This window comes from Roseimicrobium sp. ORNL1 (assembly GCF_011044495.1).
In the GTDB taxonomy this organism is placed as follows: Bacteria; Verrucomicrobiota; Verrucomicrobiia; order Verrucomicrobiales; family Verrucomicrobiaceae; genus Roseimicrobium.
Genome location: NZ_CP049143.1, coordinates 6529439 through 6545601 on the forward strand (window position 1 = coordinate 6529439; position 16163 = coordinate 6545601).

Annotated in this window: 11 protein-coding genes; 3 read left to right on the top strand and 8 right to left on the bottom strand. The window is 60.8% G+C overall.

Annotated features, from left to right (window positions below):
• Positions 1-571: 571 nt before the first annotated feature.
• The 4 genes from G5S37_RS26265 to treY all read right to left on the bottom strand — a co-directional run bounded on the left by G5S37_RS26265 (position 572) and on the right by treY (position 6816).
• The gene (locus tag G5S37_RS26265) at positions 572-1837 is read right to left on the bottom strand and encodes an efflux RND transporter periplasmic adaptor subunit (protein WP_165208216.1); all 1266 of its coding nucleotides are present in this window, start codon (positions 1835-1837) and stop codon (positions 572-574) included.
• Positions 1838-1955: 118 nt separating this feature from the next.
• Positions 1956-3401, bottom strand: coding sequence for an efflux transporter outer membrane subunit (locus G5S37_RS26270; RefSeq protein WP_165208218.1), 1446 nt, complete (start codon positions 3399-3401; stop codon positions 1956-1958).
• A gap of 7 nt (positions 3402-3408) precedes the next feature.
• Positions 3409-3930: a hypothetical protein gene (locus G5S37_RS26275; RefSeq protein ID WP_165208220.1), complete on the bottom strand. Its 522-nt coding sequence runs from the start codon at positions 3928-3930 to the stop codon at positions 3409-3411.
• Between the two features lie 72 nt (positions 3931-4002).
• A complete protein-coding gene (gene treY, locus G5S37_RS26280; protein WP_165208222.1) occupies positions 4003-6816 on the bottom strand; it encodes a malto-oligosyltrehalose synthase in 2814 nt (937 codons plus the stop codon).
• A 292-nt stretch (positions 6817-7108) separates the two neighbouring features.
• On the opposite strand from treY, the gene treS reads away from it, so the two are divergent.
• On the top strand, positions 7109-10327 hold the full coding sequence (treS, locus tag G5S37_RS26285; RefSeq protein WP_165208224.1) for a maltose alpha-D-glucosyltransferase: 3219 nt from the start codon (positions 7109-7111) through the stop codon (positions 10325-10327).
• Between the two features lie 10 nt (positions 10328-10337).
• Here treS and G5S37_RS26290 read toward each other — a convergent pair whose 3' ends face one another.
• The 4 genes from G5S37_RS26290 to G5S37_RS26305 form a co-directional block, all read right to left on the bottom strand.
• The gene (locus G5S37_RS26290; RefSeq protein WP_165208226.1) at positions 10338-10631 is read right to left on the bottom strand and encodes a type II toxin-antitoxin system RelE/ParE family toxin; all 294 of its coding nucleotides are present in this window, start codon (positions 10629-10631) and stop codon (positions 10338-10340) included.
• Positions 10631-10852, bottom strand: a complete 222-nt coding sequence (locus G5S37_RS26295) for an addiction module protein (RefSeq protein WP_165208228.1) — start codon at positions 10850-10852, stop codon at positions 10631-10633. Before G5S37_RS26295 ends, G5S37_RS26290 begins: the two co-directional genes overlap by 1 nt.
• Positions 10853-10929: 77 nt before the next feature.
• Positions 10930-11580 (bottom strand): hypothetical protein, encoded by a 651-nt coding sequence (locus tag G5S37_RS26300; protein ID WP_165208230.1) that lies wholly within the window; start codon positions 11578-11580, stop codon positions 10930-10932.
• Positions 11581-11735: 155 nt separating this feature from the next.
• Positions 11736-11963: a KTSC domain-containing protein gene (locus G5S37_RS26305; RefSeq protein ID WP_165208232.1), complete on the bottom strand. Its 228-nt coding sequence runs from the start codon at positions 11961-11963 to the stop codon at positions 11736-11738.
• Between the two features lie 182 nt (positions 11964-12145).
• Here G5S37_RS26305 and G5S37_RS26310 point away from each other — a divergent pair, with 182 nt between their 5' ends.
• Together G5S37_RS26310 and G5S37_RS26315 are read left to right on the top strand one after the other, a co-directional pair.
• Positions 12146-13276 (top strand): protein arginine kinase, encoded by a 1131-nt coding sequence (locus tag G5S37_RS26310; protein ID WP_165208234.1) that lies wholly within the window; start codon positions 12146-12148, stop codon positions 13274-13276.
• Entirely contained in the window at positions 13269-15797 is a 2529-nt protein-coding gene (locus tag G5S37_RS26315) for an ATP-dependent Clp protease ATP-binding subunit (protein ID WP_165211888.1), read from the top strand. The genes G5S37_RS26310 and G5S37_RS26315 overlap by 8 nt, the downstream gene beginning before the upstream one ends.
• Positions 15798-16163 lie beyond the last annotated feature (366 nt).

A 16163-nucleotide genomic window follows, 5' to 3' on the forward strand; every position in this document is an offset into this window, starting at 1 on the left:
AAGGCGGTGGCTCGATTATCATTCCGAGATCAGACTCGCCCTCGTTGGTGGGCGACTCATACCAGGGCGAGTTGGAAACAGGTCTTCAACGCGACGAACTTACCCAGCGTGTTGCGGCAGGCCCAAGGAGTGGGGACATTCCTGTCCCCATGGAAGCGCGAACGGAGTCATGGGAGGTAGAATGCCCCCAGAGGTGAAAGGGCGTCTCGCAGGGAGCGGCACTAGCCTAGTGCCGGCGGTGGGCAAATAAGGTGCGGAGCCTTTCTCTTCGAAGCTGTAAGGACGTTTCCAAGCTGCTCGCGTGGCGACGCTGTATATGACGGCACTAGGCTAGTGCCGCTCCCTGCGAAGCAGTCGCCTCGTTTACACGAAGGGAGCTGTTGAGAGTTTGAAGGTGTAGTTCGTGCTTCCATGGGGACAGGAATGTCCCCACTCCTTGATCCACTGCCTCTCTCAAAGGCACGAGCAAAGTGCCTGTGCGTCTCTGCCTGCTTTGCGTCGAAGTGCGCCACGCCGGGACACATCATCCTACCCTGCCGCCCTACAACGTCGGCCTCTTGGCTCCCACACCCTACGACGGCCCACCTTTCGCCGCTGGTACTGGCGGCTTGGTCGCGGTGGAGTCGGACTTGGCCATGCCGACGGCTTCGGTCTTGCCATCGATCACCGGGTCCACGCGTGCGCCATCGGCGGGGAAGGGAATGGGCGTGAGACAGAGAACGTCCCCTTCCTTGGGGGCCTTCGGAGCATTGGCGGCGATGATGATTCGTTTCTCATCACTCACGAGCGGCTCCACAATCATGCGGCGCAACGTGTTCTTGGGGGAGATGAGGATGATTTCATTTCCTGCGCGCACGGCGCTGCGAGGAATCACATAGACTTCCTTCAAGGTTTCGCCGGTGATCTCCGCTTCCACGAACTGGCCCACCTTGAGTGGAGGGAGGCCATCGCTACGCTTGGCATACGGGTCGTCTACCTGGGCCACGGCAATGATCTGGCGGGTGCTGGCGTCCATGGCGCCTTCCACACGGACGATGCGTCCCTTCCACGAAGCGAGTTTGCCATTCACCACAGCATTGAGGCGGACCTCAGCGTGAGAGGTCGCGGGAGTCTCTGAGCCATCGCGATAGTTCTCCGGCAGTGAGAGGAACCGCATGCCTCGCTCCGGCAGGGGCAGGCGGATCTCCACGTAGTCGACGGCGAATACCTTGGCGAGTTGCGTGCCTGTGGTGACGAGCTGGCCTACGTCCACGAGCTGTTCCAGCACCTGCCCGGCGAAGGGCGCGCGGATGGTGGTGCGCTCGAGGTCACGCTCGGCCTTCAGGACCTGGGCCTTTGCTGACGCGACATCGGCATTCGCTTTGGCCACGTGGGGTTTGCGCGTGACCAGTGCGTTCGGTTCACCCGTGCGGCCCAGCGCCTTCCAGTTTTCCAGCGCCTGCTCGGCCTTGGCCAACTCCTCGGCGAGGACGGACTCCGCCTGGGCCACCGCCGCTTGTGCCACGACCACGGCGGTCTCATAGTCCACGGGGTCGAGTTTCATCAGCACCTCACCCTTTTCGAAAAAGCCACCCGGTTTGAAGTTGGCACTCGTCTCCACGATCTTTGCCGAGACTTCAGGCAACAGCGTGGTCTGGGTGCGCGGCTGGACCATGCCCTGTGAGGTGACGATCACGGGGTAGGAAGTCCTCTTGAGCCGGGTGCCCTCCACCTGCACCAGCACCGGGCGCACCTCCTGCATCTTGGTCTCCGGGCGAGTCACAAGCAGCCGCCATGTGCCCGCGCCGGAAACGGCCAGGATGACAATGGGAAGGATGACACGCAGGAAGCGAATCATGCAGGGTGCGAATGAAATGAGCGGGGGCGAGCCGGGACACCAAGCGTCTCACACAATGAGACAGCATGCGAGGGAAATTGGACGGAGGAAAGAACCGCCGTAGAGGGGTGAAGTTGCCTCAAAAGTCTCCGCCCAATGCGAGGTGGAGGTCGGCGCGATTGCGCAGGCGCTGCGCCCTGACGACGGCGAGGGCGCTGCGTGCATCGAAGACACGTTGCTGGGCATCGAGCAGAGTCAGTATATCCACCAAACCACGCTCATACTGACCGGTGGCAAGCTGCACCGAGCGGGCTGCCTCCGTGGAGGCGCGCTCCAGCGCGGCTTCCTGCTCCAGAAGGTAAGCCTCTGCCGACAGGGCCGATTCCACCTCCTTGAAGGCAGTGGTGGCGGTGCTGGCATAGAGCGCCAGTACCTCGTCATAACGCGCGCGGGCAAGATCCACATTGGCCTTGATGCGGCCTCCCTGGAACACCTGCTGCGCGACATTCCCCGCAACGGTCCAAATCACCGAGCCTTGATCAAAGAGGAAGCTGAGATCCTCCGTGCTGAGGCCGGTGCCTCCGGTGAGATTGAAGCTGGGAAGGAAGGCCTTCTTCGCGGCGCTCTCCTCACGCAGGGAAGACTCCAGACGGCGCTCCGCGGCGCGGATATCCGGGCGGCGCAGCAACACTTCGGAAGGCAGACCGGCAGGCACGGCGCGCTTCACCGTGGGGAGCGCTGACAGGCCCGGCTCCTTCCCTCCTGGATAAGCACCCAGAAGCACCTCGAGCAGACGCCGTGCTTCATCAGAGGCGCGTTTGCGAAGGGCGAGAGACTCCTCCGCACGGGCGAGGTCCGCGCGGCTCAGGCTCACATCCAGCGCAGCGCGATCCGAGTCCAGACCACGCTCCAGTTGCCGCTCGACGATCTGCAAATGCGTGCGGCGGGTCTTCACGTTCTCGTCCGCGAGCCGCACCTGTTCCTTGGACTCGACCAACGTCACGGCGGCCTTCACGACATTCGCCGCCAGGGAAAGTTTCGCGGCATGGAGGTCTTCGGCGGCAGCTTCAGCATCGGCCACAGCAGCGCCACGCTGATCCTTGATGCGGCCCCAGAAGTCCACCTCCCAGCTCACATCGAGACCAAGTTCGAAGCGATTGCTCCTCTGCCCCACGCCCACGAACCGCTGGCCGCTGGCGCTCTGGTTGCGGCGTCCATTGAAGTCCGTCGCGACCTGCGGCCAGAGATCCGCACCGGCGATGCGCACCTGGGCGCGTGCCTGCGACACCCGGGCCCCCGTCGCGCGCAGGTCCGGGTTCCGGGCAATGGCTTCATCCACCAGTCGCGTCAGCTCTCCACTGCCAAAGTCCCCCAGCCAACCTGTTGCGGCCTTGGCCGGTATCTTCGGAGCGCCAGACCACTTGCCCGGCACGGACTGCTCATGCGCGGTGAGATCACCTTCCTTGCGCCCCTTGCCCCAGGTGTCCCGGATGGCGCAGCCGGAAAAGGCAAATGAACAGGAAACGGCACAGCAAAGCTGGGCAAGACGTGGATGAAGGACTTTGGTGAAGCGTGGGAGCGCCATCGGTCGGTCAGGGCTTCTTCAGCTCGGGATCATTCACGTAGTTGCCCTCGAGGCGTTCGACGTGCTCCACGTCATAGCCACTGGCGGTCTTGGTCAGCTTGTACCGGTGCCTTTCGTACTGCGTCTTGTACGCCCAGCCGGCAATCGCCTGGAAGGAATCACCGCTACCGCGCTTGAGTTCCGCAATCTGAATCGTCACCGGCGAAAGGCCACTCCGGGGATCGATGATGATCTTGTCAGGCTCACGCATGGTGAGCACGTCGCCGTGGATGAAGGTGAGCTTCAGGTCATCCATGCGACGGGTAAAGTCGGTGCTGGTGCTCTTGAGCTTCACCCCTTTGACCACGGTGTAGACCTTGGAGGCTTCCGGCTGCAACGGAGGAAGGGTCTTGATGACGTAGCGCACGACGGCCTCGCCCTCGGGGCCCTCGTAGTCATCCAAAGAAATCTTCCCCGGCTCGCTGGAATCACACGAGGCAAGGAAGGCGGCAAAAAGAAGCAGGGAGGCGGCTCGGAACAGGCGGGACATGAAGACAGGGATGCTCCACGGTGAGTGGCCCCTGCGCAAGCGTCAACGCGGGCCACGCGCCAGATGCCCCGTCTAGCGAGCCTCCCCGCCCGGCACCAGCACCGCAAAAGGCAAGTCGGCGAAGAGGTCCGCCAGAGGGAGGGAACCCGCCTCGGTGGCATGCTCCCGTCCCGTGAAAACGTCCCTCCACCCCCCGGAAGAAGGCACCTGTGGCAGGCTGAGCGTCGTGTCTTTCCAGCAGGGGCCCACGGGTGGGAAGCCCAGGACCCGGGTCGTGCGCGGCACCGCTACCACCATTTCCACCTCTGGGGTCGCACGATGGAAGGCGAGGCAGCGGTCCGCATGCGTCCCTTGGGCACTTAGGGACTCATAGGTCCCTGTCGTGAAGAGGGTGGAATGTAAGCGCCGCAGTTGCAGGAGCTGTTGGCTCACGAAGAGCTTGATGCGACCGTCCCGCCAGCTTGCCAGTAGGTCGCTGGGAGAGACGCCGGCGAGCGCGCCGAGGGCTTGTTGCCGGACGGCATAGTCCACCGGTCGGCGATTGTCCGGATCCACGAGGCTGAAGTCCCACAGCTCCGTGCCCTGATAAAAATCCGGCACCCCGGGAGTCGTGAGTTTGAGCACGGCCTGGGAGAGTGAATTCACCGCGCCGAGTTGCGCAATCTCTGCCGCCATCGGCTCAAACAAGGAAGGGAAGCGGTTCTTGGAACCCGGTGCAAGGATGCGCTCAACGAATGCCGCCACGGCCTTGTCCCAGGCTTCGTTGGGGTCAATCCAGCTGCTGTTGACCTTCGCCTCATGCAGGGACTTGATCATGTACTCCTGGAGGCGCTTCACATAGTCGGCGCGCTCTTCATCACTCATGGGATGCAGTGGCCAGGAGCCCAGGAGGGTCTGGTAGAGGAAGTATTCCTCATTGGCATCAGGCGCCATCATGCCATCCAGCGTTTCCTGGTGCTTGCGATTGACCGTATGCCACTTGCGCACGGCGTGGGACCACTCCACGGGCATCTCGCTCAGGGCAAGAATGCGCGCCCGCACGTCCTCTGACCTCTTCGTATCATGCGTGGAGGTGGCGAGAAGATTTCCCGGCCACTCAGCCTGCCGCGCGGTGCACTGCTTGTGGAAGGACTCCAATGGCGCCTCGAAGATGCCCGGATTCCCGCCCACTTCATTCAGGGCGACGAGGCGGTTGTACACATAGAAGGCCGTGTCCTCCACGCCCTTGGCCATGATGGGTCCGGTGCACTGCTGGAACTTCACGACAAAGTCACGGCGCACTTCTTCATCCAGTGGATGGGTACTCTCCGCAAGAGGCAGCAGAACGATGCGGATGAACTCAAACACCGACCGCTCCAGCGCCGGATTCCTCCGGCGCGCCTGCGCAATGGCTTGTGAGATGACGGTGGCATCCGCATCCTGCACCGGACTCTCGGGATCGATGTACGAGCGATACACCGGAAAGCTGGCAATCACCTCGCGGATGGCCGTGGTGAGCGCGTTCACGGTGAAATCCCGGTACCACCGGTGGCTCTCCGCGAGGCGACTGAGCATCATGCCGAGCACGTTCACCTCGCTCGCCATGGTGAGCTGCATGATGAGGCGCTTGCTCTGGCAGACGATCTCCCGGTAATCCATGTGGTCCCCGAGGAACTTCTCGTAACACTGCGTGAGCCTTCGTTCACCTGTGCGATCCACCAGCGCATTCATGACCTGGATGGCGAATTCATAGCCCGTGGTGCCGTCTGTCTGCCAGCCTGCGCGCAGCTTCTCGCCCGCGCCGAGAATCTTCTCCACGAACACCCAGCCTGGCGTCTTCCCGCCAGTGGCCTCGGTGATTTTCTGGCGCAACGTCTCCAGGTATTGCGCCGGACGCGCCAGGCCGTCGATGTGATCGATGCGTACACCGTCGAGGCTGCCGTCCGCGAAGAGCTCCAGCAGCAGCCGGTGCGTGGAATCAAAGACCTCCGGCAGTTCCACGCGAATGGCAGCCAGCGAATTCACATCAAAGAACCGCCGGTAGTTGATCTCCTCCGCAGCCACACGCCAGTAGCTGAGCCGGTAGGGCTGCTCCGAGATGAGCGCATCGAGACGGTCCAGGTTCTTCGGGTCATGTCCATCCTGCCACTCCTCCACCGCCGACTGGATGGCATTCTTCACCACGGCATCCGTTTCGCACAGGCGTGCAAGCCTCTCGCGAATGATGCGCTTCTCCCGCGTGCGCTCAGCGAGCTTCGCAGGCTCCGTCTGGGCACGGGAGGGCAGGTTCTCAAGCGCCGTGATGATGCTGCGCAGTTCATCCGGGGCCTCAGCCTCGCCAAGGATCTCGGCAGCGCGATGCAGCAAAGGTCGGGAAGTGCGCGCCGCGATGGGCAGCACAGCACCCGGGCACTCCAGTGAAAAGGTCCCGTCTTCAAACTTCAGCCGCAGTTCCCCTCGTTCGAGCACCCGCCCATATTGATCGCCTAGAATAGGCAGCAGCACCTTGTTCTCCAGTGCGGGTTTGAGCGGATGCCACTCCACATCGAAGTAGTCGGCATAGGGGGATGCCGGGCCATTCTCCAGCACATTCATCCACCACTCATTGTTGGGATCACTGATGCCCATGTGATTGGGCACGAAATCCACAATGAGACCCATACCGTTGCGGTGCAGTTCTGCGACCAGCGCGTCATACTCCTCCCGCGTGCCAATCTCCGGGTTGAGTGCATTGTGGTCCGCCACGTCGTAGCCATGCAGGCTGCCGGGGCTCGCGCGAAACAACGGGGAAGCATACACGTGGCTCACGCCCAGCGCATGCAGGTACGGCACCAGTGCCAGGGCATCCCGAAATGTGAAACCCTGATGAAACTGCAGACGGTAGGTGGCGAGGAGGGCTGGCTTCATGCACCTGTGATGTAGCCGGGTCCGGTAAGAACCGGGTGTTTCATGCAGCCAACCCCGGCGGGCTCTGCGAACTTCAAGCAGACGGCGTCAAGCGCAGTACTCTCCCCATGCACCTGCACTTCCCACCCAAAACCGGGCTTCGCTTGCAGGGAATCGTGTTTCGATATTCCTTCCATCGTTCGTTGTCACATCGACTTTTACGCAACGGGGACACGTGCCATCCCTCACTGCACATCCTTAATCGCGCTGCACCCCCTTTCCGCGTTCAACCGCTTTCCACCCGCCCCGCCACATGAATGATCCACTCTGGTTCAAGGACGCCGTCATCTACGAACTGCACATCAAGACCTTCCAGGACAGCGATGGGGACGGGCTCGGCGATTTTCGCGGGCTCATCAGCCGGCTCGACTATCTCGCGGATCTGGGCGTGACTGCCATCTGGCTGCTGCCTTTCTATCCCTCGCCGCTGCGGGATGATGGCTATGACATCTCCGACTACTTCGCGATCAATCCCACCTACGGCACGCTGGAGGACTTCCATCAGCTTCTGGAGGAAGCTCACAAACGCGACCTGAAAATCATCACGGAGCTGGTGCTGAACCACACCTCCGATCAAAACGCGTGGTTCCAGCGCGCACGCAAGGCTCCCGCGGGATCACCGGAACGTGATTTCTATGTGTGGTCTGATGATCCGCGCAAGTACAAGGAGGCGCGCATCATCTTCAAGGATTTCGAGACCTCGAACTGGACATGGGATCCCGTGGCGAAGCAGTACTTCTGGCACCGCTTCTACTCCCACCAGCCGGACCTGAACTTCGACAACACGGCGGTGCACGACGAACTCTTCAAGGTGATCGACTTCTGGCTCGAAATGGGAGTGGATGGCGTGCGCCTCGATGCGGTGCCGTATCTCTACGAGCGCGAAGGCACCAACTGCGAGAACCTGCCCGAGACGCATGAGTTCTTGCGGAAGCTACGCAAGCATGTGGACACCAAATTCCCCGGACGCATGCTGCTCGCGGAGGCAAACCAGTGGCCGGAGGATGCCGTGGCGTATTTCGGCAAGGGAGACGAATGCCACATGGAATTCCACTTCCCGCTGATGCCTCGCATGTTCATGTCGCTGCAGATGGAGGATCGCTTCCCCATCATCGACATCATGGACCAGACGCCGGCCATCGCGGACAATTGCCAGTGGGCCATCTTCCTGCGCAACCATGATGAGCTCACGCTGGAAATGGTGACGGATGAAGAGCGTGACTACATGTATCGTGTGTACGCGAAGGACCCACGCGCCCGCATCAACCTCGGCATCCGCCGCCGCCTCGCCCCGCTGCTGGGGAACAACCGGCGCAAGATCGAACTGATCAATTCCCTGCTGCTCTCGCTGCCCGGCACGCCGGTGATCTACTACGGCGATGAAATCGGCATGGGCGACAACTTCTACCTCGGGGACCGCAATGGCGTGCGCACACCCATGCAGTGGAACGCGGATCGCAACGCGGGATTCTCCAAGGCAAATCCGCAGCAACTCTTCCTGCCTGTCATCATCGACCCTGAGTATCACTACGAGTCGGTGAATGTGGAGAATCAGCAGGGTAACTTGTCCTCGCTCTTCTGGTGGATGCGCCGCGTGCTCGGCGTGCGCCGCCAGTCCAAGGCGTTCTCCCATGGGAACCTTGAGTTCCTGCATCCGGACAACGCGAAGATCCTAGCCTTCATCCGCAGGCATGAAGATGAGATTGTACTCATCGTGGCGAACCTCTCGCGCTTCACGCAGTACGTGGAAGTGAATCTCTCCCAGTTCGCGGGGTTGGTGCCGGAGGAGATGTTTGGTCACACTCTGTTTCCAGAGATCCGCCAGACACTTACTCCCTTCACCCTTGGGCCGCACGGCTGCCTGTGGTTCACGCTAAAGCCATCGCTGGCGTCCATTGCCGGCGAAGCTTCGTGGATTGCGCCGGAGTTTGATGAGGAACCGGAATGGGGAACCGCGCTCAGGAAGGAAATCGAGCGGGAACTGCTGCCGGGATACCTGCCTCTGTGCCGCTGGTTCGGAGGAAAAGGACGCGTGGTGCGGGAGATGAAAGTCGTCCACCTCGTGCCCACTGATGTGCCGGAGGTGCGCCTGCTGGTGGTGGAGGTCAGCTACACCGAGGGCCTGCCAGAGCGCTATCTCATGCCACTTTCCATCACCAGCGGAGAAGAGGCGCGCCAGATGCTGGAGAACCTGCCTACGGCGGTGCTCGCGAAGTTCAAATCCGGCGAGATCCTGGCCGACGCCTTCCATCTCGCGTCCTACCGCCTCTCGCTGCTCGATGCGATCGCGAAATCATCGAAGGGCAAAGCGAAAGGCGATGTGTGCATCATCGGTGCCAATGGAACCCTGGATAGTTCCACCCTGGACGAAGCCACCACGCAAACGCGTGTGGTGAGTGTGGAACAGTCGAACACTTCCATCGTCTACGGAGAGAAACTCTTCCTGAAATTCTTCCGCAAGTACGAGGCCGGCATCCACCCCGACCTGGAGATGACGCAGAAACTGCAAGAGGTCGGCTTCGAGCAGGTACCGGCCTTCCTCGGTTCGTTGAAACTGCAGGAGAATGGCGGCGAGGGTGCCGTGGGGATGCTCGGCAACTACATCCAAAATCAGGGCGATGGCTGGGCCTTCGCGCTGGATGCCGTGATGCGCTACTTCGACCGTGTGCTGGAGGCACGCGCCACGTCATCGCAGGCCACCACAGATGATTTGATCGGCGGCGTCTTCCCGGCTCGTGCTGGTCAGCTCGGCACCATGACCGCACGCATGCATCTCGCGCTGCTGGCACTTGGGGAAACGTCACCCGACTTCGCACCGGAGCCCTTCAGCATGCTCTACCAGCGCTCGCTCTACCAAGCCATGCGCGGCGCTGCGGGCCGTGTGCTGCGTAAGATGCAGATGTGCTGCAACGAATTGCCCGAGCACGTGCAGGGCGACGCGAAGTTCATTATCAATTCCAAGGAGAAACTTCTGAATGCGCTCTCCCAGTTCCTGGAGTACAAGATCTCCGCGCTGAAGACACGCACGCATGGCGACTACCACCTTGGGCAGGTGCTGAACACCGGGAAGGAATTTGTGGTCATCGACTTCGAAGGTGAACCAAGTCTCTCCATGGGTGAGCGCCGCCTGAAGCGCTCACCGCTGCGCGATGTGGCAGGCATGCTGCGCTCCTTTGACTACGCTGCCTCCACCGCGCTGAAGCAGGAACGCGAAGACGATGCCCGCTTCCTGGCGTCGCATGCACGCACCTGGGTGGAGTATGTGAGCAATGAATTCCTCCGCTGCTATTTCAAGACCGCCGGAGGTGCCGCCTTCCTGCCACCCGAGGAGAAGGACACCCGCCTCATGCTCCGCATGTACATGATTGAAAAAGCCGTCTACGAAATCGGCTATGAAATCAGCTACCGCCCCAGCTTTGTGGACGTGCCTATGGGGGCGGTGAGGAGGATGCTGGAGGAGGAGAATAGCTGACGGGAGGATCTCACCGTCGGCGCGTACCAAAATTGGGACGCCGCCGGTGGTGACGCACCACAAGGATCCGAATGTCGTCACCCACAATCCGAAAGAGAAAATTGTAGGGAAACTTCTGCAAGTTTACGCGCCGTATGTCGCGAATCCGAAGGGAATAGGATTCCGGCTCACCGGCTGCCTTGACCATGAAGGCTCGTAGTTCCTCATAGAACTCGTCCGCCAGTTCGCTTCCAGCGACACGCTCATAATGAGCCATGATCTTGTCAATATCCGAATAAACCTTCGGATGAAGCACAAGCTGCATCAACGTCTCCGTGCCGCGATTTTGCGATCAAGTTCCTCCAGCGAAATACCACGGCTCGGATCCGCATCAAGCTCCGCATCGCGTCGAATCGCCTCCGCGACTCCTTCATCCTCATCTTCGAGAATTGAAGGCAAGGAATCCAACAAATGAGCTGCAAGCAGAGCTCTTTGTTTTTCTGGGAGGTCCAGTGCAAGGGCCTCAACTTCGGCAATCGTCGCCATACAGAAAGGCTACCATTTCCCCGACGTGATGCAAGCAGCGGCGAACCAGCGGCCTTCTCACCACGGGTTTCTTGATCCTACCGCACCACCTCGCACTTCACCACCAGCGTGCTCTTGCCGTTTTGCAGCGCGATGCGGTGCTCGCTGGAGGGGAGACCGGCGGAGTAGATCATGCTTTCCGTGGTCTTGAACTCAGGCTGCAACACCTTGTTTTCCGTGAGGAGGCACTGCTTTTTGGCATCACTGATGGGTGAGACTGCCTCCGCGCTACTGCGACTGCTCAGGTCTGCGGTGGTTGTCGCCAGAGAACCTCGAAACTCCACGAAGGGGCCTTTTGGCTTCGCAGAAATCTTCAAAACCTCGCCCACGTCGCGCGTGGCAAATACCGTCGGCGTGGTGGGCGTCACAGGAAAGGCGCCGCCTTTGCTGCCGTCTCCTTGCCCCTCTTCAAGCCGCGTCTCCGGCAGGTCGAATTCGGTGGGGTAGATGAACTCACGGCCGGCACTGACCACCACCACCTGTCCCACCTTCGCCCTTATGGAGGGGAATTCAGTCATCTCGCCATTCTCCTTCTCAAGGCGTGCCGTGATGAGGAATTCTCGAGCCTTGAGAGGCGTGCCGTGTTCCCACGCCTTATACTGGTCGAGGGTCACCGTGTTCTCCGGCAGCGAGGAGCAACTGCACAGGGTGCCCAAAAGGATTGCGGCGAGAAATGGAGAAAACTTCATGGGAAAACGAGTTTGTCAGGCGCAACACGGGATCACCACCAACCCGCCCGTGTGCATATGGAGAGCGCCGTTCTACCCAACTAGCGCCCTTTTGTCGACACCAATCACTTCGGGACAATCCAGCGCTTCCGCGCCGCAAAATGAGCCAATTCAGCTCACTTTAGCCGGGCCGTGTACTCTCCACGGATGTGCTGATTGATGTAGGTCGCCAGCCCTTTCCCCTCTACAGCGAGCTCTTTCATGGCCTCCACATGATGGGCGCCCGGCTTGGCATAGGTGTAGCGATAGATCTTGCCGTCTGTGAACTGGATCGTGATGGATCTCGGTCCGGTATCATAGGCCGCCACTCCCGACTCCCCTCCCCGATGCACATAGCGCTTCATGCTGGCCGACTGGTATGCCAGTGGAATCGCAAACTGGCATGCCAGCGGCTGGCCCGGGGGCTGTATTTCTTAACCCTTAATTTCCCAGCAGAACCATTGACCTTGCTGCGCCAGATCTTCACAATTTCCTTTGAACCTCAAAGCCATTCTTGATTTCCTAATCGTAAGCAAGATTGATGCCCATGCGCTTCTCCACCCTCCTCAAAAACCCCGCTGACTGGATGCAGGGAACCGGTCCCCACTCGGATGTGGTGATGACCTCCCGTATCCGGCTGGCACGCAACCTGCGAAACTGGTCCTTCCCGGGCTGGTCCTCGGAGCGGCAGCGGGTGGATTTGATGAACGAAGTGCGCCCCGTAGTGGCCGCCCTTCCCGAGATGAAAGAAGGATTCAACGAGGAATACACCAACCTCACCAAGACCCGGAAACAGGTCCTGGTGGAGCGGCACCTCGTGAGCCGCGAGCACGCCGCCCGCTCCACGGGTTGCGCGGTGGTCATCGACCGGAAGCAGAGCACCTCCATCATGATCAATGAGGAGGACCACTTCCGCATGCAGGGCATCCGCCCCGGATTGGACCTGCGCCTGGCCTATGAAATCGTGAACCGTGTGGACACGGAGCTGGAGGCTCACTTGCATTATGCCTTTGACCAGCGCCTGGGCTACCTGACGGCCTGCCCCACGAATGTGGGCACCGGCATGCGTGCCTCCGTGATGCTGCACCTGCCCGCGCTCGTCCTTACCGAGCAGATCAAGCAGGTGATGAATGCGGTGAGCAAGATCGGCCTGGCCGTGCGCGGCCTGTACGGCGAGGGCACGGAAGCCCTGGGCAATCTCTTCCAGGTCTCCAACCAGCACACACTGGGCGAGACCGAGGTGGAGCTCATCAATCGCATCGAAGGCGTGGCCGAGCACATCGTGCAGGCGGAGGTGAGTGCGCGGGACAAGCTGCTGCACGAGAGCCCCACCATGCTGCGCGACCAGGTGGGCCGCGCGTATGCGACGCTGCGTTTTTCTCATATCCTGAATTCCAAGGAAGCACTGAACCACCTTTCCATGCTGCGCCTCGGTGCGGACATGGACCTCATCACCGGCTGCGACCGCGGCCTGGTGGACATGCTTCTCCTGGCCATCCAGCCGGCGCATTTGCAGCTGGCGGCGGGCCGTGACCTTTCACCAGAAGACCGGGACATACGGCGGGCGGAAATCACCCGGCGCGTCTTGCAATCCGTTCCTGAGCCTCTTAACGTATCTATTGATAATGACCAAAGTGCGGACTCGTCCGCACCATCCCCTGACTCCGATGATGAATAATTTCACCCCACGTGCCCAGCAGGTGCTGGCACTCGCCCGCAAGGAGGCAGATCGGTTCAACCACAACTATGTGGGCACCGAACATCTTCTCCTTGGTCTGATCAAGCTTGGCCAGGGCGTGGCCGTCAATGTCCTCACCAAACTGGGCGTGGACCTTGACTCCGTACGCCTGCAGGTGGAGCAGCAGACCAGCGGTGGACCCGACACCAAAATGGTCGGCAATATCCCATACACCCCGCGCGTGAAGAAGGTCCTCGCCCTCGCCTCCAAAGAGGCCAAGGCGCTGAACCACTCCTACGTGGGCACCGAGCACCTGTTGCTCGGCCTGCTGCGCGAAGGTGAGGGCGTGGCCGCCCAGGTGCTGCGCCAGCTCGACGTGAATCTCGAAAAGGCCCGCAACGAAATCCTCAAGGAACTCGACCCCAATCTTGGCGGCAGCGAGGAAGAAGAGGAAGAAGGCGGCAGCGGTGGTGGCGAAAGCGCCCCGTCCTCCGGCGGCTCCAAGAAGGAAAGCAAGACCCCGGCCCTCAAGGCCTTCGGTCGCGACCTCACCGAGCTGGCTATCAAAGGCGAACTCGATCCGGTCATCGGACGCGCCAGCGAAATCGAGCGCGTCATCCAGATCCTGTGCCGCCGTACGAAGAACAATCCTGTGCTCATCGGTGAAGCCGGTGTGGGCAAGACCGCCATCGTGGAAGGCCTGGCCCAGGAAATCGCCGCTGGGAACATCCCTGAAATCCTCCGGGACAAGAAGGTCATTGTGCTCGACCTCGCCCTCATGGTCGCAGGCACGAAGTACCGTGGCCAGTTCGAAGAACGCATCAAGGCGGTGATGGACGAAATCCGTCGCACCAAGAACGTGATTCTCTTTCTCGACGAGCTGCACACCATCGTGGGTGCCGGCGGCGCGGAAGGCGCCATGGACGCGAGCAACATCCTGAAGCCCGCCCTCTCCCGCGGAGAGATGCAGTGCGTGGGTGCGACCACCCTGAACGAGTACCGCAAGTACATCGAGAAGGATGCCGCTCTCGAGCGCCGCTTCCAGCAGGTGAAGGTGGACGAGCCCAGCGTGGAGGATGCCATCAAGATTCTTCATGGCCTGAAGGGCAAGTACGAGTCCCACCACAAGGCCCGCTATGCACCGAAGGCTCTCGAAGCCGCGGTGAACCTCAGCAGCCGCTACCTGCCCTCCCGTTTCCTGCCTGACAAGGCGATCGACATCATGGACGAAGCCGGCGCCAAAGCCCGCATCTCCGCGATGACGCGTCCGCCTGAGCTGAAGGTCATCGAGGCTGAGATCGAATCGATCCGCGCCGAGAAGGAAGTCGCCATCAAGGATCAGGATTTCGAGAAGGCTGCGACTCTGCGCGACTCTGAAAAGAACGCGAAGAAGAAGTATGACGACGTCCTGGAAGCCTGGCGCGCCAACAGCACGGAACGCACCGTGGATGTGAGCGAAGAAGACATCATGGCCGTGGTCAGCAAGTGGACCGGCGTCCCGCTCCAGCGCATGGAGCAGGCCGAGGCCGAGAAGCTGCTGAAGATGGAAGACGAGCTGAAGAAGCGCATCATCGGCCAGGACGAGGCCGTGGTCGCCATCAGCAAGGCCCTCCGTCGCAGCCGTGCCGACCTCAAGGATCCGAAGCGGCCGATTGGCTCCTTCATCTTCCTGGGCCCCACGGGCGTGGGCAAGACCTTCCTCGCGAAGAATCTCGCCGAGTTCATGTTCGGTTCTTCTGAAGCGCTCATCCAACTGGACATGAGCGAGTACATGGAGAAGCACACCGCGAGCCGCCTCATCGGCGCACCTCCCGGATACGTGGGCTATGAAGAGGGCGGTCAGCTCTCCGAGGCGGTCCGCCGCCGTCCGTACAGCGTGGTCCTCTTCGACGAAGTGGAAAAGGCGCACCCGGACGTGATGCATCTGCTCCTCCAGATCCTGGAGGAAGGCCAGATCACGGACAACTTCGGCCGCAAGATCGACTTCCGGAACACTATCGTCATCCTGACCTCGAACGTCGGTGCCGACACCATCAAACGCCAGACCTCACTTGGGTTCGGCGCCATGGTGCAGGACGCTGCCGACCACGCGGGCATGAAGTCCAAGGTGATGGAGGCCGCGAAGAAGTTCTTCAAGCCTGAGTTCATCAACCGCCTGGATGACATCGTGTGCTTCCGCATGCTGGAGAAGGAAGACCTCAACCGCATCGTGGACCTCGAAGTCAACAAGGTGCTGGTGCGCCTCAAGAACAAGCGCATCACGCTTACTCTTGAAGAGAGCGCCCGCGAGTTGTTGATGACGGAAGGCTACGACCCGCAGTACGGTGCGCGCCCCATGCGCCGCGCCGTGGAGAAGAACATTGAGGACCCCCTCGCTGAACATCTCCTGCGTGGTGACGTGAAGGAAGGCGACTCCGTAAGAGTGCTGTGCGAACCCGGCGCGAAGGTGCTGAAGTTCATCAGCCTCGGTGAGACTCCTCCTCCCGCAGAGGCCATCACGGCCAACAGCGAGAATCCGTAAGCTCTCTCTCAGTAAGCAACGAAACAATTCACAGTGGGAAAGGCACCGGGCGACCGGTGCCTTTTTCTTTGCCAGGAAAGGAAAGTAGTCCGCCGAGCCTCGGCGGTCAGGATCATGTCAGGGGGAATGGAACGCAGGAAGGAATGGCCGCAAAAGAACGCAAAGAACACAAAGGGTTGGCTGCTGGGATGAGGTGGCATTGCCTCTGTGATTCCCGATCCTCGGTGTATGCCGGCTGAAGGATGCTGGGTGTGGCAAAGTGCACTGGATTCAACACAGAGACACAGAGACGCAGAGGAACTTCGGAGAAATACAAATACACCGACGGCAGAAGTGCAGCTTCTCATGGGACGGGTCGTACTCTGC

Excerpts from the sequence above, each read along its gene's own strand:
- G5S37_RS26265 (WP_165208216.1), bottom strand. The coding sequence starts at position 1,837 with ATGATTCGCTTCCTGCGTGTCATCCTTCCCATTGTCATCCTGGCCGTT.
- G5S37_RS26270 (WP_165208218.1), bottom strand. The coding sequence starts at position 3,401 with ATGGCGCTCCCACGCTTCACCAAAGTCCTTCATCCACGTCTTGCCCAG.
- G5S37_RS26275 (WP_165208220.1), bottom strand. The coding sequence starts at position 3,930 with ATGTCCCGCCTGTTCCGAGCCGCCTCCCTGCTTCTTTTTGCCGCCTTC.
- treY (WP_165208222.1), bottom strand. The coding sequence starts at position 6,816 with ATGAAGCCAGCCCTCCTCGCCACCTACCGTCTGCAGTTTCATCAGGGT.
- treS (WP_165208224.1), top strand. The coding sequence starts at position 7,109 with ATGAATGATCCACTCTGGTTCAAGGACGCCGTCATCTACGAACTGCAC.
- G5S37_RS26290 (WP_165208226.1), bottom strand. The coding sequence starts at position 10,631 with ATGCAGCTTGTGCTTCATCCGAAGGTTTATTCGGATATTGACAAGATC.
- G5S37_RS26295 (WP_165208228.1), bottom strand. The coding sequence starts at position 10,852 with ATGGCGACGATTGCCGAAGTTGAGGCCCTTGCACTGGACCTCCCAGAA.
- G5S37_RS26300 (WP_165208230.1), bottom strand. The coding sequence starts at position 11,580 with ATGAAGTTTTCTCCATTTCTCGCCGCAATCCTTTTGGGCACCCTGTGC.
- G5S37_RS26305 (WP_165208232.1), bottom strand. The coding sequence starts at position 11,963 with ATGAAGCGCTATGTGCATCGGGGAGGGGAGTCGGGAGTGGCGGCCTAT.
- G5S37_RS26310 (WP_165208234.1), top strand. The coding sequence starts at position 12,146 with ATGCGCTTCTCCACCCTCCTCAAAAACCCCGCTGACTGGATGCAGGGA.
- G5S37_RS26315 (WP_165211888.1), top strand. The coding sequence starts at position 13,269 with ATGAATAATTTCACCCCACGTGCCCAGCAGGTGCTGGCACTCGCCCGC.